Annotated in this window: 18 protein-coding genes; 9 read left to right on the forward strand and 9 right to left on the reverse strand. The window is 68.8% G+C overall.

The genetic code is table 11. The features are described from left to right. The first annotated feature begins 153 nt into the window (after window positions 1-153). Window positions 154-504: a TIGR02452 family protein gene (locus tag ON38_RS24065; RefSeq protein WP_157181873.1), complete on the forward strand. Its 351-nt coding sequence runs from the start codon at window positions 154-156 to the stop codon at window positions 502-504. Here ON38_RS24065 and ON38_RS24070 read toward each other — a convergent pair. From ON38_RS24070 to ON38_RS24090, 5 genes are all read right to left on the reverse strand, one after another. Beyond that, window positions 501-1,304, reverse strand: coding sequence for an alpha/beta fold hydrolase (locus ON38_RS24070; RefSeq protein WP_157181874.1), 804 nt, complete (start codon window positions 1,302-1,304; stop codon window positions 501-503). The genes ON38_RS24065 and ON38_RS24070 overlap by 4 nt on opposite strands. A 210-nt stretch (window positions 1,305-1,514) precedes the next feature. Next, complete coding sequence (locus tag ON38_RS24075) at window positions 1,515-2,012, reverse strand: flavin reductase family protein (protein ID WP_039827212.1); 498 nt, start codon at window positions 2,010-2,012, stop codon at window positions 1,515-1,517. Window positions 2,013-2,022: 10 nt separating this feature from the next. Continuing rightward, on the reverse strand, window positions 2,023-2,532 hold the full coding sequence (locus ON38_RS24080; RefSeq protein WP_039827213.1) for an NADPH-dependent FMN reductase: 510 nt from the start codon (window positions 2,530-2,532) through the stop codon (window positions 2,023-2,025). 53 nt (window positions 2,533-2,585) lie between these two features. Then, on the reverse strand, window positions 2,586-3,164 hold the full coding sequence (locus ON38_RS24085) for a hypothetical protein (RefSeq protein WP_051165113.1): 579 nt from the start codon (window positions 3,162-3,164) through the stop codon (window positions 2,586-2,588). A gap of 71 nt (window positions 3,165-3,235) precedes the next feature. Continuing rightward, a complete protein-coding gene (locus ON38_RS24090) occupies window positions 3,236-3,571 on the reverse strand; it encodes a hypothetical protein (protein WP_039827214.1) in 336 nt (111 codons plus the stop codon). A gap of 279 nt (window positions 3,572-3,850) precedes the next feature. Here ON38_RS24090 and ON38_RS24095 point away from each other — a divergent pair, with 279 nt between their 5' ends. Then, window positions 3,851-4,648: an alpha/beta fold hydrolase gene (locus ON38_RS24095; RefSeq protein WP_039827215.1), complete on the forward strand. Its 798-nt coding sequence runs from the start codon at window positions 3,851-3,853 to the stop codon at window positions 4,646-4,648. A gap of 309 nt (window positions 4,649-4,957) precedes the next feature. Here ON38_RS24095 and ON38_RS24100 read toward each other — a convergent pair whose 3' ends face one another. After that, the gene (locus ON38_RS24100) at window positions 4,958-5,722 is read right to left on the reverse strand and encodes a crotonase/enoyl-CoA hydratase family protein (RefSeq protein ID WP_039827216.1); all 765 of its coding nucleotides are present in this window, start codon (window positions 5,720-5,722) and stop codon (window positions 4,958-4,960) included. Then, window positions 5,722-7,242, reverse strand: a complete 1,521-nt coding sequence (locus ON38_RS24105; RefSeq protein WP_039827217.1) for a TLP1 C-terminal extension domain-containing protein — start codon at window positions 7,240-7,242, stop codon at window positions 5,722-5,724. Before ON38_RS24105 ends, ON38_RS24100 begins: the two co-directional genes overlap by 1 nt. A gap of 303 nt (window positions 7,243-7,545) precedes the next feature. Between ON38_RS24105 and ON38_RS24110 the strand changes: the two genes are divergently transcribed. From ON38_RS24110 to ON38_RS24120, 3 genes are all read left to right on the forward strand, one after another. After that, window positions 7,546-8,649 carry a glycoside hydrolase family 183 protein gene (locus tag ON38_RS24110; protein ID WP_039827218.1) on the forward strand — a complete coding sequence of 368 codons (1,104 nt, stop codon included), beginning with the start codon at window positions 7,546-7,548 and terminating at the stop codon, window positions 8,647-8,649. Window positions 8,650-8,747: 98 nt separating this feature from the next. Then, window positions 8,748-10,004, forward strand: a complete 1,257-nt coding sequence (locus ON38_RS24115) for an erythromycin esterase family protein (RefSeq protein ID WP_039827219.1) — start codon at window positions 8,748-8,750, stop codon at window positions 10,002-10,004. A 40-nt stretch (window positions 10,005-10,044) separates the two neighbouring features. Further along, a complete protein-coding gene (locus ON38_RS24120) occupies window positions 10,045-10,710 on the forward strand; it encodes a class I SAM-dependent methyltransferase (protein WP_039827220.1) in 666 nt (221 codons plus the stop codon). Between the two features lie 179 nt (window positions 10,711-10,889). On the opposite strand, the gene ON38_RS24125 is transcribed toward ON38_RS24120, so the two are convergent. Beyond that, window positions 10,890-11,489: an alpha/beta hydrolase family protein gene (locus tag ON38_RS24125; RefSeq protein WP_039827221.1), complete on the reverse strand. Its 600-nt coding sequence runs from the start codon at window positions 11,487-11,489 to the stop codon at window positions 10,890-10,892. Between the two features lie 319 nt (window positions 11,490-11,808). On the opposite strand from ON38_RS24125, the gene ON38_RS24130 reads away from it, so the two are divergent. From ON38_RS24130 to ON38_RS24145, 4 genes are all read left to right on the forward strand, one after another. After that, window positions 11,809-13,644 (forward strand): acyl-CoA dehydrogenase, encoded by a 1,836-nt coding sequence (locus ON38_RS24130; protein WP_039827222.1) that lies wholly within the window; start codon window positions 11,809-11,811, stop codon window positions 13,642-13,644. A gap of 209 nt (window positions 13,645-13,853) precedes the next feature. Continuing rightward, entirely contained in the window at window positions 13,854-14,780 is a 927-nt protein-coding gene (locus ON38_RS24135; RefSeq protein ID WP_157181875.1) for a hypothetical protein, read from the forward strand. 30 nt (window positions 14,781-14,810) lie between these two features. Next, window positions 14,811-15,350: a type VII secretion system-associated protein gene (locus ON38_RS24140; protein ID WP_039827224.1), complete on the forward strand. Its 540-nt coding sequence runs from the start codon at window positions 14,811-14,813 to the stop codon at window positions 15,348-15,350. Window positions 15,351-15,489: 139 nt separating this feature from the next. Continuing rightward, window positions 15,490-16,581, forward strand: coding sequence for a glycoside hydrolase family 183 protein (locus ON38_RS24145; RefSeq protein ID WP_039827242.1), 1,092 nt, complete (start codon window positions 15,490-15,492; stop codon window positions 16,579-16,581). A 55-nt stretch (window positions 16,582-16,636) separates the two neighbouring features. Here the strand turns inward: ON38_RS24145 and ON38_RS24150 are convergent. Next, a partial coding sequence (locus ON38_RS24150) for a VanW family protein (RefSeq protein WP_306306695.1) occupies window positions 16,637-18,608 on the reverse strand: 1,972 nt, incomplete at its 5' end.

Below are 18,608 nucleotides of genomic sequence, written 5' to 3' on the forward strand. Positions count from 1 at the left end.
AGAGCCATTTCCCCGCAATACGTTCGAATTCGTCGCCACGGGGGAATGATGTCATTCGTGAAAGGCGCCCGGTCGGCCGAACGGACCGGGGCGTACACCGTGCCGACCCGATTTCCCGGGTCGGTCCCGGTTTCACGAAAAGAGGAGATCGCTTTGCTGAAATACTTGCCTGCCGGTGCTTTCGCTGTGCTTTCCGGGGTCGCGCTGACCCTCGCCGGCACCGTCTCGGGGCCCGTGGCCCAGGCCGTCCCGATACCCGGCGTGGCGCCGGAATCGGTACTGCACGCCCGGCTGGCGCTCCTGGGCGCCGATCGACCGGACGCCGCGATTCTCGGCGCGCAGGTGTGCGGGACGCTGCGCGCGGACCCCTCGACTGCCGGCAGGCTCGCCGCCCGCCGGCAGCTGACCGACGCGGGGGTCCCGGCCGGTTTTCAGGAGGGCTGGGTGCTGGGAACCAGCGTGGACGTGCTGTGCCCGGAGTTCGCGCCGGTCCTGCGGGCCTAGTAAAGGAACTCCGCGAGAGCGCTCGCCACGGTGTCGGGGCTCGTCGACGGCGCGAAATGGGTCTGCCCGGGAAACGTCACGAGCCGCGCGTGCGGCATACCGGCCGCCAGCCGCTCGACGGTCTCCGGCATCGGCTGCCAGGTATCGGCACCGAGCATCAGCAGCGTCGGGGTGGTGAGGTTCGACCAGCGTTCGAGATAGGTGGTGTCGGCGATCATCGACTCGAGATCCCGGCTCCAGCCGTAGGAGTCGTCGGGCTCGTTCTCGTCCGGTTGGATATCGCCCGCGGCCTCCAGCAGCGCCGCCGGCACCCGGGACACCTTCTCCGCCAGCAGCCGGACGGCCCGGCCGCGTTCGCCGGTCGCGGTCAGCTCTTCGAACCGGGTCAGGACCGGGGCCAGCTCCGCGCCCGCCGCGTACAGGGGCGGCTCCCACAGCGCCAGCGAACGGACCGGAAGTCCGGACGCCGCGGCGTGCAGGGCGACCGTGGCGCCGTAGGACATACCCACCAGGTGCGCGGGCCGGCCGATCATCTCGATGATCACCCCGAGATCGCTCACCTCGTCGGCGTAGTGCTTGGGGGCATGGCCGGGTCCGCTCGGCGCGTAACCGCGGCGGGCCGGCAGCCACAACTCGAACCGGTCCGCCAGCAATTCGGCCACCGGCTGCCACGAGTGCAGACCCCCGCCGGACCCGTGGATCATGATCACCGGAGAGCCGGAACCCACCCGCCGGTAATAGATACGGGTCCCGTCGAAGGAATCGAAGGACGCCGGCGGCTCGCTGGTGAACTGTGGCATGCCGCTACTCTCGCAAAGCCGGGCGCACTCATCCAGCGAATTGCCGCCGGTTTCGCCGACTTCTCTCCGGATGTCCGGCACATCGCCGTTCGGCGGCTCGCAACCGTGCAGTAGCACTCCACAGCGCATCGGCGTGACAGCGTCGGCAGGTGGTCGACTCCCCCGCCGAACGAAACCGACCGGCGGCATCCTGGTCGATACCCCGGACGGTCAGCTGGCGTGCAGCAGGCGGAACCGCGAACCGTGGAAGACGAGGGGTTCGCGGTCGGGGTGGATGGCCAGCCGGTTGATCCGCAGGATCACCACGGTGTGGTCGCCGGCCGGTACATGCGCTTCGGGCGATCCCTCGATCCATACCGAGGCGCCCTGGATGAACACCGCCTCACCGGTACCCTCGTGCAGTTCCAGATCGCGGAAACGGTCACCGGTCCGGGAGCTGAGCGAACGCGCCGCGTCCTGCTGGTCGGTGCCGAGCAGGCTCAGGCCGAGATAGCCGGCGTCGACCAGCTTCGGCCACGTCGAAGAGCTGTTCTGAATACAGAACGACACCAGCGGAGGGTCCAGGGAGACCGGGACGAATGTGCTGACCGCCAGGCCGACCGGTTTCCCGTCGACCTCGGCGCAGACCGCGACGACCCCGCTCGGGAAGTTGGCGAAGGCGCGCCGCAGGCCGGTTCCGTCGGCGGGGGTTTCGAAGACATCGTTCATGATCAGCCCTTCACTTCGAATGGGTCGACGTGGCCGACAACGCCTGCGCCACCGGGCGCCACCGCTCGGCGTAGGCGTCCAGTACGCCGTCCTCGGCAAAAGTCCGGTCGGACAGATACAGCCCGGGCAGGGCGGTGGTCGCGCCCAGTTCCACCAGTACCGGCTTGAGCAGCAGATCGGGGGCGAGCGCGTGCGCTGGGCCGGCCCCCAGCATCAAGGGCACGGCCAGTACTCCGGCCAAGCCGGTACCGCCGTCGAACTGCTCCAGGAAAAGCTTCAGCAGACCGGTGTAGGTGGCCTTGAAAGTGGGGCTGGCGAAGACGACCAGCTCGGCTCCGGCGACGGCGCGGGCGGCCTCGGCAACCGCGGGATCGCCCCAGCCCAGTAGGCCGGGCCCGAACTCGACCAGGTCGATGACCGCCGGCTCGGCATCCGGGCGCAACGCCGTGGCGAGGCCGACGGCCGCGGAGAGGGTTCGGGATGCCGGTTTCGGGTTACCGACCACAACTGCCACGGACACGCCGGAGCCTCCTGTCTCCGGCGCGCGGGCCGGACTCGACTGGTGCTGTGCTCTCAGTGCACCATTCTCGGCCCAGCGGCGGGAGGGTTCGGCTCGGCCCGATCGGAACCGGTGGTCCGGGTGAGTACGTAGAGCCCCTGTAGGGACCGGGGCGAACCCCGGTGCACGGGACGATCCGCGGCGGCCGGGAAGTACCCGGCCAGGCGGCCGCGACCGGCGGCGACCAGGGTGAGATCGGTGGACGCGGCGATCGCGCCCAGCGATTCCGGGGTCACCGATTCCACCAGGAAGGCGCCGCCGCGCTCCACGAAGGAGGTGATCCGCCCCGAGGTCTCGAACGAACTGTCGACCGTGACGCCCACATACCCGTCGAAGGCGATACGGCCGACCGGCCGCGCCACCCGGCCCGGGCGGCGACCGCCACCGGCCGGGCCCGTCGGCTGCGGAGCCACCGCGACGGCCCGCATACCCGGCCGGGTCCGATCGCGCAACGCGTTCTGGTCACGATCGCTGTAGAGGGCGACGTCGAATCCAGCGTCGAGCAACCCCAGCGCGGCGGTGACGCCCGCCGGGTCGGCGCCTATCACCGCGGCCGTGCGGGCCGCGGTGAAGGGCGGATTCTGTGGTGTCATGCAGGCATGCTGCTAGGAGGTGATTCCCGACAGCAGTATTGCGCTCACCGAGAATCATTTCCGCGCAACGATTACTGGCCCTTGCCGAGGCATTCGGTGACGATTTTGTTGGTAGCCGCCCGCGCCTTGTCGGCGTCCTCCGTGCTCATGCCCAGAGTTTCCGGATCCGCCATCCGGGTGTCGAATTCGTCGCTGACCATGGTCCGCAGACCGTCTTGCGAAATACCTTCGCCGATGTACAGTTTCGCGGCGCAGTCGGCGAAGGCCGGGTCCTGGAGTCCCTTTTCCTGAAGGGATTTGGACAGGTCCGCTTCGGTCAGCGCCGGCGCGGAGTCGGTATCGCTACCGCAGGCCGCCGCGAACAGCGGCAGAATGACGAAGGTCGCGGCAATCAGGGTCTTCCGCACCGGGTTCCTCTCTCAGATGTATCGCACGGACGCCGCGTCGGCCGGGGAACAGCACCCGCGGCCACCCGCCGACGTCCACGCATGTGTGTAGTCGTAGTCACATACGACGTGCAACCCGGGGCCGGAATTACGAGAAGATTCACACTCGCCGACCCCCTTCCGGGCCGGCGCGGGCCGCGTCGCCCCGGCGCCCGAGCACCCGCGCGAAGCCAACTGACGGCTGGTGCCTGCTGTTACTCTGGTACCCCGGAATCGCGTCCCGATCGGAGAGCGGCGAACATGACGATCCTCGAGCACCATCGCGTAGGCCGCGGTGAACCGCTGGTGCTGGTTCACGGTGTGGGCAGCAGGTGGCAGGTCTGGGAACCGGTCATCGGCGCACTGGCCGCCCATTACGAGGTGATCGCGGTGGATCTGCCCGGTTTCGGCGGCTCCGCCCCGCTCCCGCGCACCACCGTGGACACACTCACCGACGCGCTCGCCGACTTCCTGGCCGAACAGGGCATCGAACGACCCCATCTGGCGGGCAATTCGATGGGCGGCGGCATCTCGCTGAATCTGGGCGCCCGCGGCCTGGCCCGCTCGGTCACCGCCTTCTCCCCGATCTTCTTCTGGGACACTGCCGGCCGGATCTGGTGCCAGCAGTCGCTGGGCCGGTCCAAAACACTCGGTCGCCTCCTCGGCCCGGCCATGCCCAAGGTGCTCGGTACTCCGGCCGGACGGACGGCCTTCCTGGGCCTGGTCTTCGGTAAACCGTGGGCCGTCAGCGCCCAGGTCGCGCTGGACACCGCGCGCGGTGCGATCGACTCCCTGGGCTTCTCCCCGGCCCTGGACTCGTTCACCGATGCCCGGCTGCACGACCCCGCCGCGCTCGCCGAGGTCCCGGTGACGATCGCCTGGGGGAACCGCGACATTCTGCTCACCTACGCCACCCAGAGCAGGCGGGCCCGCGAAGTACTGCCCGGAGCCCGGCACATCACGCTCGCGGGCAGTGGCCACACACCGTTCTACGACGATCCAGAGGGCTGCGCCCGGGTCCTCCTGGACTGGCTTCCCACCCTGCGCGACACCGCGTAGCCGGGAGCCGAGGAGGTGTTCCCGGAGCGGTGCGTCCGGCCGAGAGGTGAAGGCGGTCGGCCACCGGTCGACCTTGCCGGCCGGGTAGCGGTGGCCAGGCGGACGATACTGGGTGTGCGTCCTCGCCCCAGGTGATCGTCGGGCCGCGTCGGCCGCGGATGTCCGGAACGGTCCTCGCGGAATGTCCGCCCATGCGGAAGCCGGGTCACCGATTCGGCAAACATCCGCAAGAACCAGGGCCCGGTATGCCCGAGCAGCCGCGCGCCGAGCGGGCCGGGGCCGAACGGCGCCCCGGCCCGAAGCCGAAGCTCAGCGTCCCTGCCAGACCGGATCGCGTTTCTCCGCGAAAGCCAGCGCTCCCTCGGCCGCGTCCTTGGAAACCAGAGCGGGCAATGCGATCTCACCCTGTTTGGCGAAACCCTCCGCCGCGGTCCAGTCCGGGGTCTCGTCGATGATCCGCTTACTGGCGGCCACCGCCAGCGGGGCGGCGGCGGCGATCTCACCGGCCAGTTCCAGCGCGACCTCCAGCGCCTCACCCGGTTCGGTCACCCGGTTGACCAGGCCCAGCTGGTAGAGACGTTCGGCGCTGATCCGGCCACCGGTGAGCGCCAGTTCGGCGGCGATACTGCGCGGCAACCGCTGGGTCAGCCGCATGACGCCGCCGGCCGCCGCGACCAGACCGCGTTTCACCTCGGGCAGACCGAATTTCGCGTCCCGGGCGGCGACGATCAGGTCGCCGGAGAGGGCCAGTTCGAAACCGCCGGCCAGCGCGAAACCCTCGACCGCGGCGATCATCGGTTTCGCCGGCGGCTTCGAAGCGATCCCGAGCGGGCCACGCCGCTCGGTCACCGGCACTTCACCGCGCGTCATGGCGATGAGATCCATTCCGGCACTGAAGGTTCCCTCGGCACCGGTGAACACGAGGACCCGGGCCGAGTCGTCGGCCTCGAACTCGTCGAGTGCCGCCTCGATCGCCTTGGCGGTGGCCAGATCGATGGCGTTGCGCGCCGCGGGCCGGTTCACCGTGAGCACGGTTATCGCATCGCACCGGTCCAGGAGCACGGTCTCGGTCATCAGGCGGTCCTCTCGCTACGCAGAATGAAACGGTCGGCGGCGGTGATCTCGATTGCGGCGCCCAAACGGTCATCCGCGGTGACCGCCGCGATGGTCTCGCTGTCCGTCGCCCGGACAAGTATGCGGGCACCGGCGGGGTTCAGCGCACTCACCACAGCGGCTTCGGGTTCGTCGCCCGCGCTGCCCTTGCGGTACGGAACCGTGTAGGCCTCGATCACCGCCGGACCGGTGTAGCCCGGTGCGGTCTCCCGCCGGGCGACCGGCACCTCGGCCTCGACGGGGCGGAACAGTTCGGCGGGGGGTTTCGCCGAGTAGACCCCGACCCCGTGTTTGGTGATGTACCAGCCGAGCGCGGTGGTCAGGCCGTAGTCGCCGGGGTTGCGCCGCAGGATCTCGGTCATGGTGGCGATGCCGTGGGTGCTGTAGTTGTTGCCGGGTCCGCCGCCGAAGGTCAGGCCCCCGGTGACGGTGAGGGGTCGCGCCGGATCGTCGATGCATAGCCCCAGCGCCGCCGCGCCCACCTGTACGGCCACCGGGAAGCACGAGTACAGGTCGATATGGGCGATATCGTCGATCCCGATTCCCGCCCCGCCCAGCGCCGCCCGGCCGGCCGCGGCGATGGCCGGGGACGCGGCCATATCCGTGCGTTCGGAGAGGAACCAGGTATCGGTGGCGGTGGCGCCGCCGTGCGGGAAGACCCACAGCTCCCGCGGCACCCCGGCCGCGTCCGCCGCCGCGGCGCTGCACAGGATCAGCGCCGCGCCCTGATCGACCGTCAGGTTCGCCATCAGCAACTTCGGGTACGGGGTGGCGACCATCCGGTTGTCGGGTCCGGGAGTGATCAGTTCGCTCGCACTGCGTTCGTGGGGCAGCCACGCGTAGGGATTGCGCGCCGCCACGGCGGAGAACCGCGACCACAGCCCGCCGATCCGGGCCAGATGGGTCTGTTCGTCGAGGCCCAGTCGATTGCGCATGGCGGATTCCATCAGCGCGTACACATAGATCGGGCCCCACAGTCCGGCCGCGAGCTCCATCTCGGTGTTGGGGGCGTCGTCGGAGCCGACGATCTGGTCGGGCCGGGCGTTCTCGTCCTGATCCGGCCAGCCCGGATCGGTCCCGGACCGCTTCGCCACATTCCACGAGGCGACCGATTCCGCCCCGCAGAGCAATGCGATATCCGACCGGCCCTCGGCGATCTCGCGGGCCAGCAGGTTGAGCAACCGCTGCGGGGCATCCCCGCCGTACGGAGCCGATTGCAGTGTCCGTTTCGGCGAGGCGCCCAGGTCGGTGGCGACGAGTGCGCCGAAGTCGGCGTACTGGCGACTCACCGGGGCCACCGAGGCGATCACATCCGCCGAACGCAGCAGCGCGTCCCCGGTCCCGCTGTCCGCGCCGGCCCGGCGCAGTGATTCGGCCGCCAGCTCGACAGGCCCGGGCAGGCCCGGTTCACCGGGTCGGTGCACAACCTGTCCGACGCCGACGAGCACCGGTGTGCGCGGGTCCATTCCGGCTGGCAGCATACGTCCTCCGCTTCCTCGCTGAAGTCTCCCGCTGAAATCGGCGGTTAACTTCCGATTAGACCATGGAGTGATCTATGTCGCCCGGGGCCGAAGCCCCGGGACCGTGTCACCGAAGTCCGGGCAACGCCGCCACCGGGGCCCGAAATGACACCGGCGCCGAACCACCGACAATGCGTCTGATCAGGCGCTATGCACTGATAGCATGACCGGGTTCTGCCAGCCAGTCGAAATGTTCCGTGTATCCATCGAGGCGCCGCCCATATGCCGGCGGTGTCTTTGACATGACCCGGAGGTCCGACGGACTTGAAGAGAACCCGCTCGATACTCATTTCTGTGCTGGCGGGCGCATCGGCTGCACTGATCGCAGTCACCGCACCGGCCACGGCGAATCCCAACGCCATCAATCCGATTCCCGTTCTGAACGGCACCAACGGGCTTCCGCAGTTACACGGGGCCACTCGGGCCGTTTTCCAGGTGACCGGCATGGCGAGCCCGAACGGAACCCACAACTACAACATGCTCGGCACCGACCTGGGCATTATGTGGGACAACGGACAGGGCGAAATGCTGACCGCGTTCGGCGATACCGCCGGGGTCGGTTTCCCCAATCTTCTCGCGGGCAGTATGTGGGCTTGGCGCAGTAATGTTCTCGTGCGCAGTCACACCCAGGATCCACGGCAGGGGATCTACTTCGACAGCGTCGTCAAGGATGTGTTCGGCCAGGCCAGGGACCTGATCCCCAGCCCGAAGATCCCGCTTCTCGAGATCAGTCGCATTCCGACCGCCGGTATCTCGATCGGCGGCGTGCAGTACATGAGCCTGATGTCGGTGAAAACATGGGACACCCCCGGCGACTGGACCACCAATTACTCCGGACTGGCCGCCTCCGCGGACAACGGCGAAACCTGGGCCGATCTCGCCTTCACCCGCCGCCCCAACGAGGGCGCGAACCGCAATTTCCAGATGAACGCCTTCGTGAAGGATGGCGGTTTCGTTTACGTCTACGGCACCCCGTCGGGTCGCGACAATGCCGCCTATATCTCCCGGGTCCGGGAGCCGGATTTCCAGAATCTGGCCGCCTACGAATACTGGGACGGCCGCGCCTGGAAACGGGATATCAACGCGGCACAGCCCATCATGCACGGCGTGGGAGAACTGTCGGTGATGTGGAACGACTATCTCGGACAATTCATCTCCCTCACCACCGATCCCTTCAACTCGGTGGTGATGCGCACCGCGTCGTCACCGGCCGGACCGTGGAGTGAACCGCGGGTATTGATCGATACTCGTGAATTGCCGACGGCGTACGCGCCGTCGATTTTCCCCTACCAGACCGGAGACGATCTCTACTTCCTCACCACTGTGCACAATCAGTACAACGTGGTCCTGATGCGCACACAGCTGTGAGAGTCCCGGTTTCCGATCCGGGTATCGAGCTTGACCTTAACAATAGTTGAGGTACGAGGCTGGTTCGCGACACTCCACCGAGACCTCAGGAGCACCTCGTGACCACCTCGAACCCGACCGTCGTCCCCGAAGCGGTGCACGAGTGGCTGCGCAGCGCGGCGCAGCCCATATTCGGCACCGATGCCGCCGACACCGGGCCGGAACTGCGGAAATTGATCGACCGCCTGGCCACCGCCACCGTGGTCGGAATCGGCGAATCCACCCGGTTCTCCCGGCAGACCTACGGCGTCCGGGACCGGATCTTCCGGGCGCTGGTCACCGAGCACGGTTTCCGGACCCTTGCCCTCCAGGACAATGCCCGGTCCGGGGCGCGGCTCGACGCCTACGTCCGCACCGGTGCGGGCGATGCCCGGCAGGTGCTCGCCGGTGCGTGGCGGCCGCTGCGTACGAGCGAAACCGTCGCCACCCTCGAATGGATCCGCGCCTACAACCTGGCGCACCCCGACGACCCGGTCGGCGTTCTCGGCGTACAGCCACCGGCGGCCGAACCGGCCGACTACGACGAAGTACTCGCCCGGGTGCGCCGCTGGGCGCCCGACCGGCTGGCGGAACTGGAAGCACATCTGGCGCCGATACGCACCGCGCACCGGATCGACGAGCACGTACAACGCCACCGGGGCATCCACCCCGGACGCCCGTTCGCCGAAGACGCCCGCGCCGCGTTCGCCCTGGTGGAATCGCTGCCCCGCCCGGTCGATACCGACGCGGCGGCCGAATTCACCACCGCGCTCGAACTGCTGCGCTCGATCGTGGAGTTCCACGAGCGCAGTGTGGCCGGCCGGGGCGGCTTCGGCGGCGGCGACCCGGAGCCGGCCCGGACCTTGATCGAGCATCACACGCGGACCGGCGCCCGGATCGTGTACTGGGACGGGACGGCACACACCGCGGCGACCGCGCCGAGTGCCGGCGCCGGAACCGCGCCGCCGATGCGCACCGAGGGCGCCCAGCTGCGCGGGCATTTCGGCGCGGCCTATCGGTCGGTGGCGATCGGTTTCCACCATGGCGACCTCGGCGTGGCACAGGCGCCCGATCCGCTGCCCGACCTACTCGACGCCACCCTCGCAGCCGTGGACCTGCCCGCCTGGTTCGTCGACCTCGGCAGCGACGCGCCCGCGGCGGTCCGGTCCTGGGCCGCCGCGCCCGCCCGATTGCGGGTGATCAGCGGCGTGTACGACCCGGCCCGCGACGAGGAAGCCCGTTTCCGGGTGGAGTCACTGCGCGACGCCTTCGACGCACTGATCCACATCCGCGAAACCGCGCCGGTGCACTGGCTACCCGAAACGGGCGCGGCCTGACCGGCCCGATCCCCGCGGCCGCCTCCATACACTTGGCCGTATGAAGGCGGCCGAATGGGATGCGCGCTATGTACAGAGCGAACTGGTGTGGGGCGCGCCCCCGAACAACACGGTGGTGGAGTTCGTACACGGTCTGGACCGGCGCGTACCACGCCTGCCCGGCCCGGACGGGGAGATACCGGAACTGCCCCGCGCACTCGACCTGGCCTGCGGCGAGGGCCGCAATGCATTGTGGCTGGCCACGCACGGCTGGCGGGTGCACGGCATCGACTTCTCACAGGTCGGCATCGACAAGGGCCGCACCGTGGCGACCCGCCTCGCCCGGTCGATCCGGGAGCGGATCACCTGGCAGTGCGCCGACCTCACCGATCCCGCCCTCGATCTCGCCGGCCCTTGGGAACTGATCCTGCTGGTGTTCCTGCATCTTCCGGCGTCCGACCGCCGGCGACTGCTCCGGCAGGCCGCCGCCGCGCTGGCGCCCGGCGGGATGCTGCTGGTGCTCGGTCACCACAGCGAGAACCCGGCCCGGGGATACGGGGGACCCCAGGATCCGGCGATCCTGTTCACGCCGGAGGATGTCGTGGCGGATCTCGGTACCGATTCCGGACTCGATATCGACACGGCGGGGGAGGTGCTGCGCCCGACCGAGGGCGGGGACGCCATCGACGCCCTGGTCGTGGCACGGAAACCCCTGCCCGGGCAGTAACCGGGCCCCGGCGCCGCCGCGGCTGCGCCATTTCCCGTCCTGCGGATCGGGACGATCGGGCGTGCCGCCCGGTCGGTGCCCACGGGCAGCCGGATCCGGTCACAGTGCCGTCGGCAGCGCGGACGGCCGCGGTTCCGCACGTCGAGCCGGTTACCCGGCGTCCGCGGCCGGCCGCGGCGTCAGGAACTCCATCGCCGGAACCACGGCACCAGGGTTTCGGCGAGGGTGTCGAAACCCTTCCGGAAGGAATGCGGCTGGCCCGGTATCACCCGCACCTCGGCGGCATCGGCGGCATCCGGGATCCCGAACGGGTCGCTTCCGCCGTTGATCACCACCACCTCGGTATCGCCGGCGGCCAGCAGCTCGTCGCGGCGGGACTTCTCCGGCTTTCCGGGCGGATGCAGCGGAAACGATACGGCGACCACCCCGCGCGCGCCCACCTCCACCGCGGTCCGGCACGCCACCCGGGCGCCGTTGCTGCGCCCACCCTGTACCAGCGGAAGATCCGGCCCGAGCTGTGCGCGCAGCGCGGCGATCAGTTCCACCCAGGCCCGGTCCTGGGGCTCGGGTTTGCCGGGTGCGCGGCGCCCGGCCACCCGGTACGGCTGAAGCACCCGGGCCACCACCCCACCGGCGGCCAGCGCGGTATCGCGCACCGCCGTGATGTCCGCGGAGTCCACACCGCCGCCCGCGCCATGGGTGAAGACCAGCAGAAACGCCGGGACGGCCGGATAGTCGATCTCGGCCTCCGCGGGCCCTGAGTCCGTCTCGATCCGCACGCCACACCCTAACGGGCGAAGCCCGGCCGCAAGCCGCGCACCGCGCGCGGGGAGGTGCGCCGACCAGGTCGTTATCTCCGGGGAGCCCGGGACGCCGCCCACCGAGACCGGACCGAAACCGCTGGTCCGGGCTTCGCACCTGTTCCGCGCATCACAATGCGGCGTGACTCCGTTGCCGACCGCCTTACTCGCCGGTAATATAATGAATAAGTTACCCGCGAGTAGCCTGCCGTTATGCGACAGCTACCCGACGGCAACCGACGGGCGGGAACGGGATGAACACCGACCGCACCCGACTCAACGGAGAGTGAGTATCACAATGGGTCATTACAAGAGCAACGTCCGCGACCTGGAGTTCAACCTCTTCGAGGTACTCGGCCTGGGCAGCATCCTGGACTCCGGCGCCTACGGCGATCTCGACGCCGACACCGTCAAGGAGATGCTGAACGAGGTGCGTCGCCTGGCCGAGGGACCGCTGGGCGAATCCTTCGCCGATGCCGACCGCAACCCGCCGGTCTTCGACCCCGAGACCCATACCGTCTCCCTTCCCGAATCGTTCAAGAAGAGCTACCGCACCCTGCAGGAAGGCGGCTGGGACTCCTACGCCGTCGATCCCGAGCTCGGCGGTATCGACTTCCCCCGCGCCGCCTACTGGGCCATCGCCGAACTTGTACTGGGCGCGCAGCCCGCGGCCTTCATGTACGCCGCCGGCCCCGGCTTCGCCAACATCTTCTACAACAACGCCACCGAAGAGCAGAAGAAGTGGGCCAAGATCGCCGTCGAGCAGGGCTGGGGCGCCACCATGGTGCTCACCGAGCCCGACGCCGGCTCCGATGTCGGCGCCGGCCGCACCAAGGCGGTGCAGCAGGAGGACGGCTCCTGGCATATCGAGGGTGTGAAGCGCTTCATCACCTCGGCCGACTCCGACGACCTGTTCCCGAACATCATGCATCTGGTGCTGGCCCGCCCCGAAGGCGCCGGCCCGGGCACCAAGGGGCTGTCGCTGTTCTTCGTACCGAAGTTCCACTTCGACCACGAGACCGGCGAACTGGGCGAGCGCAACGGCGTCTTCGTCACCAATGTCGAGCACAAGATGGGCCTGAAGGTCTCGGCCACCTGTGAGGTCACCTTCGGCGGCCACGGCATCCCGGCCAAGGGCTGGCTCGTGGGCGAGGTCCACCAGGGCATCGCGCAGATGTTCGAGGTCATCGAGCACGCGCGAATGATGGTCGGCACCAAGGCGATCGCGACCTTGTCGACCGGTTACCTGAACGCACTGGACTACGCCAAGCAGCGCGTCCAGGGCGCCGACCTCACCCAGATGACCGACAAGACCGCGCCGCGCGTCACCATCACCCACCACCCGGATGTGCGCCGCAGCCTGGCCACCCAGAAGGCCTACGCCGAAGGCCTGCGCGCGGTGTACCTGTACACCGCCGCCCACCAAGACGCCGATGTCGCGGCCGCCGTCTCCGGCGCGGACGCCGACACCGCCGCCCGCGTCAACGACCTGCTGCTGCCGATCGTCAAGGGCGTCGGGTCCGAGCGCGCCTATCAGTACCTGACCGAATCGCTGCAGACCCTGGGCGGTTCCGGGTTCCTGCAGGACTACCCGATCGAGCAGTACATCCGCGACGCCAAGATCGACTCGCTGTACGAGGGCACCACCGCCATCCAGGCCCAGGACTTCTTCTTCCGCAAGATCGCGCGCGATCGCGGAGTGGCTCTGGCGCACGTCGCCGGCCAGATCCAGAAGTTCATCGACGCCGAGGCGGGCAACGGCCGCCTCAAGGGAGAGCGGAAACTGCTCGCGACCGCGCTCGAGGACGTTCAGGCCATGGCCGCCACCCTCACCGGTCACCTGATGGGCGCCCAGGAGCAGTCCGACGAGTTGTACAAGGTAGGCCTCGGCTCGGTCCGCTTCCTGCTCTCGGTCGGCGACCTGCTCATCGGCTGGCAGCTGCTGCGCCACGCCGAGGTCGCGGGCGCGGCCCTCGACGCGGGTGCCGAAGGTGCGGACAAGAACTTCTACCAGGGCAAGGTCGCCGTGGCCCAGTTCTTCGCCCGCAACATCCTGCCGGAGCTGTCCGCCACCCGCGCTGTCCTGTCGAACCTCGACAACGACATCATGGAGTTGGACGAAGCCGCCTTCTGACGCTGCCTTCATCGACTCGAGCGGCCCGGATCATATCCGGGCCGCTCGCGGCATTCCAGGGGCACGGATCCGCGGAAAGCACTCGCGCGAAAGGCGTTCGGCGCAGATCATCGTCGACGCCGGCGCCGTGTCCTCCGATCCGACGACCTACTCCCGCAGGTGGCAATAGCCCATAGCTCGCCGCGCCGACAGACTGCGACTCTTATCAGGTGCCCGCCGGCGGTGGTTCCTACCAATCGATTACGACGGCGGTCGAGCATGTGTGCACCCGGATGGGAGCGGCAGGCAGGAACATCGGCGAGACCGCTCACCACAATCTCGAGCAGTTCGCGAAGGTATCGGAGTCGGCAGCGGAATCGCTCACCGGCGCCCAGATCGCGGGCGCTCGCAGACTCGGCGAAGCAGGCGCACCGGGCGGGCCCGGCGGCGACGGATTCGTGGAAGGTATCGGCCCTGACTCAGCGGCGGTGAGATTTCGCCCGAACCAGGTGCACAGCATCCCGATCCAGGACGGGAACGGGGACATCTTCGGGGTGTCCTTCCCGACGAAACCCCAGGACGAGGGGCTGATCACCAGCTGGTCCCAACAACCGACACGGACCAGCGACGTGGCCTATGTCCCGGTCCCGACAGACAAGCTGCCCAGCCCGAACGAACCGGCCCCCACCATCACGCCGGATTGGTCCTTCCGCCCGGAACCCGCACCCTGGGGAGCCGACGTCCAGCGCCTCGGCCACGCGCCGGTGTACATCGATGCCCACGGTAATCCGACCAGCTTCGCCGTGGCGGCCGACCTGGGGGACCCCGGCGGCCGTACTGTCGTGCGTGTGGACGGCGCCAATTTCGGCAGGGTGCTGGAGGGCAATCCACATTTCCGGCGCGCTCTGGCAGAGAACCCGGGGATGCCGGTGGTCTCCATCTCGTGCAAGACTGCGCCGGAGGGCTCCACAGCGGCCGAGTCGACAGCAGAGTACCTACACAACGAAGCCGGCGTCGAACGGGACTTTCACGCCTGGACAGGGCTGGTGAACCCGGTCACGGGCGAGAACGGTATGTCCTGGCTCGTGGTCGAGCGGAAGGACGACTCACCTCCCTACCGTAGTTTCCCGTACCCGCGGGCATCGGCAGGAGAATGAGAACCGGCCACGAGCGAGAGGAACATTCGTATGGAGGAGCCGGTGCCGGGCGCGGTCCGGCGCGACGACTGGTACGTGCTCCTGGATCCGGCCTGGCAGGCGGAGACACCGGATTCCGAGCCGCCCCCGGATGTCATGGTCGGGGGTTGGAAGATCGAGTCGCAGGACCGTCTCGGCCCGTTTCAGCCGAACCCTCGGTACGTCCCGTCCGGCACCGAGGTTCCCACCGACCCGATCGACTCGCTCCTGCGATCGTTCGCCGCGGGCTCTGCCGTGGACGAGGACTTCATCACGGTGTTCCGCAACACGGTCGTGTACATAGGTTGCGACGAGAGGAATCGCCCGCTGACGGCCGGCTCACCCGACGGTGTGGACTGCGCGATCGTGGTGACCGCCGAAGTGCACAAGGCCCGCAGCTCTGCGACCCACTGGTGGCCGGTGCTGGGAAGCAAACTGCCCGAGATCGTGCCCGCCCACACGGACATACTGGTGAACCCTTCGGGGCCGGCGCAGTTCCGGCTTCGGACCGCGTCGCTACGGGCAGAGGTGATCGATTCCCCGGGTCGCTGACCAACGGCTGCGGAGCCCGGCCCCGGGCAGCGAACAGATACCGGCTTTCCGCGTGCCGGCGACCGGACCCCGGCACGACGATGAACGTGGCAAGATTGGCCCGCAGAACCGCCGTGCCGCCCAGCAGGAGGACATCGAAATGACCCCCCGCCCGCTGTCCGTGCTGGTGCGTACCGGAGTCGCCGGTGTCGTCGCCGCTCTTGTGCTGGCAGGTCCGGCGATCGCCGACCCGAACGATGTGAATCCGATCCCGGGTATCAACGGCGAGCCCCGTGGTCTGCCGACGCTGCCCGGTGATACCCAGGCCGTCTACCAGGTGACGGGTATGGACAGCCCCAACAGAACTCAGCAGGTAAATGTGCTGGGCACCGATCTGGGGGTGATGTGGGACGACGGGGCGGGCACGCTGTTGACCGCGTTCGGCGATTCCGCGGGTCTCGGGGTGCCCAATCTGCTGGCCGGCAGTGTGTGGGCGTGGACCAGCAATGCCCTGTTCTTCAGCCACACCAAGGATCCGGCCCACGGCATCGTTTTCGACGGCGCGGTCCCGAATCCGCTGCCCAGCCCGAAGATCCCGGGTATCGAGATCAGTTTGATCCCGACCGCCGGTATCTCGGTGGGCGGTGTGCAGTATCTGAGCATGATGTCGGTGAAGGAGTGGGGCGACCACGGCCTGTGGACCACCAACTTCGCCACCCTCGCCGCGTCCGGCGACGGCGGACGGACCTGGGCCCAGCTGCCGACCACGCGCCGGGCGAATGTGGACGGGCATGAGCGGTTCCAGCAGAACGCCTTCGTGAAGGACGACGGATTCGTCTACCGGTACGGCACTCCGGCGGGCCGGAACCATCCCGGGTACATATCCCGGGTCCGTGAGGCCGAGATCGCGAATATCGACGCCTACGAGTACTGGGACGGGCACGCCTGGAAACTCGGCGATGCCAAGGCGGCCGCGCCGGTCGTGGACGGGGTGGCCGAGCTGTCGGTGCAGTGGAACGACCATCTGCGCAAATTCGTGATGCTGACGACCGATCCGTACAACTCGGTGGTGCTGCGCACCGCGGACGCCCCGGAGGGTCCGTGGAGCGCACCCCGGGTGCTGCTGGAAGCGGCCGCCCTGCCGACGGCCTACGCGCCGATGATCTTCCCGTACCAGACCGGCAGCGACCTGTACTTCCTGCTCACCGTGCATCGCCAGTACAACGTGCTCTTGATGCGCACGCCGCTGTAACACCCGCGTATACGACAGTGCCCGCCCCGGTCGCCGGGGCGGGCACCGTCTTTTCTCAGCGAGATCCGGGGCGGCTGCTCGGCCGGCTGTTGGGAGCGGTGCCGCTGGGCTGGCTGCCGCCGCTCGGCTCGCCGGTGGATTCCTCCGGCTTCTCCTTGTCCGGCGACTCGCATTTGACCTCCGGCACCGGGTCGTATTTCACGGTCCGGGTGTGGCGGGAGATCTCCGCGCCGGTGTTGATATCGGTGATCACCCGGGTGTCGGAGATGGTGAACCCGGGAGCACCGGTGGAGGCGATGCAGTCGTCGCCCTCGGGCAGGGTGATGGTTTCCGGTTCCGTCGGCTTGGTCCTGTCACCGGTGATCGATTCCACGTTCACCGTTTTGGTACCCCAGATGCGAACGGTCACCTCGGAGCTGTCGGCGAAGGCCTGGATGTAGATGCCGTGCGGGGTGTTGTTGCGGAACTGCAGGTCGATGGCGCCGTCGAATACGGTCGCTTCCCGGGCCGCCGGGTAGCGGGAGATGTAGTAGCTGTGTTCGGTGTGGCCGGCATCCTCCAGGCCCGCGAAGTAGGCCGCGTTGTAGAGGGTGGTGGCGAACTGGCTGATCCCGCCGCCGACCGCCTTGCTCGGGCGGCCGTGGTCGATGATCCCGGATTCCACATAGCCTTCGGCGGCGGTACGCGGACCGGTATGGGTGTTGAGCGAGAAGGTGTCGCCCGGTTTGACGACCGCACCGTCGACCTCCTGCGCGACCGTGCGGATGTTCACCCCGGATGGGCCGGTGAAACCACTGGTGGTGAACTCGCCCATCGTTTCGTTGATACCGAGCGCCTCGGCGGCCTGCGTGGTGAGCTTGGGTTCGATCCGCTCGTAGATCGCCGGGGTGGTGCGCGGCGCACCGGTCGCGGCGAGCATCGCCGGGAGCTGCTCCAGCGTCTTGGGCCAGTTGATCTTGTCGCCGACCACGGCGGGGACGACGGTGGGCGCGCCGGAGAAGGTGAAGGTCGCGTCCTTGGGTTCGACCTCGGTGGATGCCAGCTGCGGGGCGAGCAGGTCGGTGGCCACCTTGTGGTCGAACTCGACCCGCAGCCCGCCGTGCCCGTCCGGTACGAAACCGACGATGGTGGCGATCTGCTCGGGGCTCAGACCGGCGGTGGCGTCCCCTTTACCGGTGTAGGACACCGGCGCGCTCACCGCGGGCTCGGCGATCTGGTGCATGGCCGCGTCGATCGCGTCCTGACGGACGGCGGGCGGCGCCACGGCGACCGGCAGATCCAGGGTGCTCGCCGTCGCCCACTGCTCGGTGAGGACCGTGCGGGCGGCGGCGATGTCCAGGACCCGGCCCGAAACGGGGTTCACTTCGACCGGCCGGGTGCCCTCGAAATGGATACCGCCCTCGACCGGCGGCTGGTCGTGCACCTTCAGTTCCTCGAAGGTGCGGTCCAGCGCCGCCTCGTCGACCGAGCTGGCCACCGTGACCTTGCGGGTGGCCACGAAGGACAGCAGCCGCGACGCCGGGTTGAGCGGCTGACCGCCCACCCGCTCCCAGGTCGCCTCCCAGTCCACGCCCAGACCGGCCGCGGCGGGCACCAACTCGGTCTGCACATCGGCGATCTTCACCGGGACCACTGCGCCGGACCGCGGGTCGAGTGTTTCCTGCAGCTTCGCCCGGGCGGCGTCTTTGTCCATTCCGCCGATCGCCACCCCGGCCACCTCGACGCCGCGCGGGATCTTGCCCGAGGTCATCACGAGGTCGGCGATATAGCCCACGAGAGCGACGCCGAACACGATCGCGGCGACCAGCAGGACGCGCCGGGCGTTCGCGGAGTCGCGCAGCCAGGTACGGGCCCCGGCGAAACGACCGTCGTCGTCACCGGACCCGCCGGTACCGCGGCCCTTGCCCGGACCCCGCGGCGGGGCGGGCGGTCCCGATTTCTCGCCCTGGGCCAGGATATCGGCGCTGGTCGGATTGTTCGGATGGCCCGGCCAGGAGGACGGCCCTCCGGAAAGCCGCTGGGTCAGC

This window comes from Nocardia testacea NBRC 100365, assembly GCF_000308775.1.
GTDB classification, from domain to species: domain Bacteria; phylum Actinomycetota; class Actinomycetes; order Mycobacteriales; family Mycobacteriaceae; genus Nocardia; species Nocardia testacea.

Bases quoted from the DNA above. Each gene is read 5' to 3' on its own strand.
- ON38_RS24130 (WP_039827222.1), top strand. From the start codon at position 11,809: ATGGGTCATTACAAGAGCAACGTCCGCGACCTGGAGTTCAACCTCTTC.
- ON38_RS24075 (WP_039827212.1), bottom strand. From the start codon at position 2,012: ATGAACGATGTCTTCGAAACCCCCGCCGACGGAACCGGCCTGCGGCGC.
- ON38_RS24095 (WP_039827215.1), top strand. From the start codon at position 3,851: ATGACGATCCTCGAGCACCATCGCGTAGGCCGCGGTGAACCGCTGGTG.
- ON38_RS24070 (WP_157181874.1), bottom strand. From the start codon at position 1,304: ATGCCACAGTTCACCAGCGAGCCGCCGGCGTCCTTCGATTCCTTCGAC.
- ON38_RS24100 (WP_039827216.1), bottom strand. From the start codon at position 5,722: ATGACCGAGACCGTGCTCCTGGACCGGTGCGATGCGATAACCGTGCTC.
- ON38_RS24140 (WP_039827224.1), top strand. From the start codon at position 14,811: ATGGAGGAGCCGGTGCCGGGCGCGGTCCGGCGCGACGACTGGTACGTG.
- ON38_RS24105 (WP_039827217.1), bottom strand. From the start codon at position 7,242: ATGCTGCCAGCCGGAATGGACCCGCGCACACCGGTGCTCGTCGGCGTC.
- ON38_RS24120 (WP_039827220.1), top strand. From the start codon at position 10,045: ATGAAGGCGGCCGAATGGGATGCGCGCTATGTACAGAGCGAACTGGTG.
- ON38_RS24145 (WP_039827242.1), top strand. From the start codon at position 15,490: ATGACCCCCCGCCCGCTGTCCGTGCTGGTGCGTACCGGAGTCGCCGGT.
- ON38_RS24085 (WP_051165113.1), bottom strand. From the start codon at position 3,164: ATGACACCACAGAATCCGCCCTTCACCGCGGCCCGCACGGCCGCGGTG.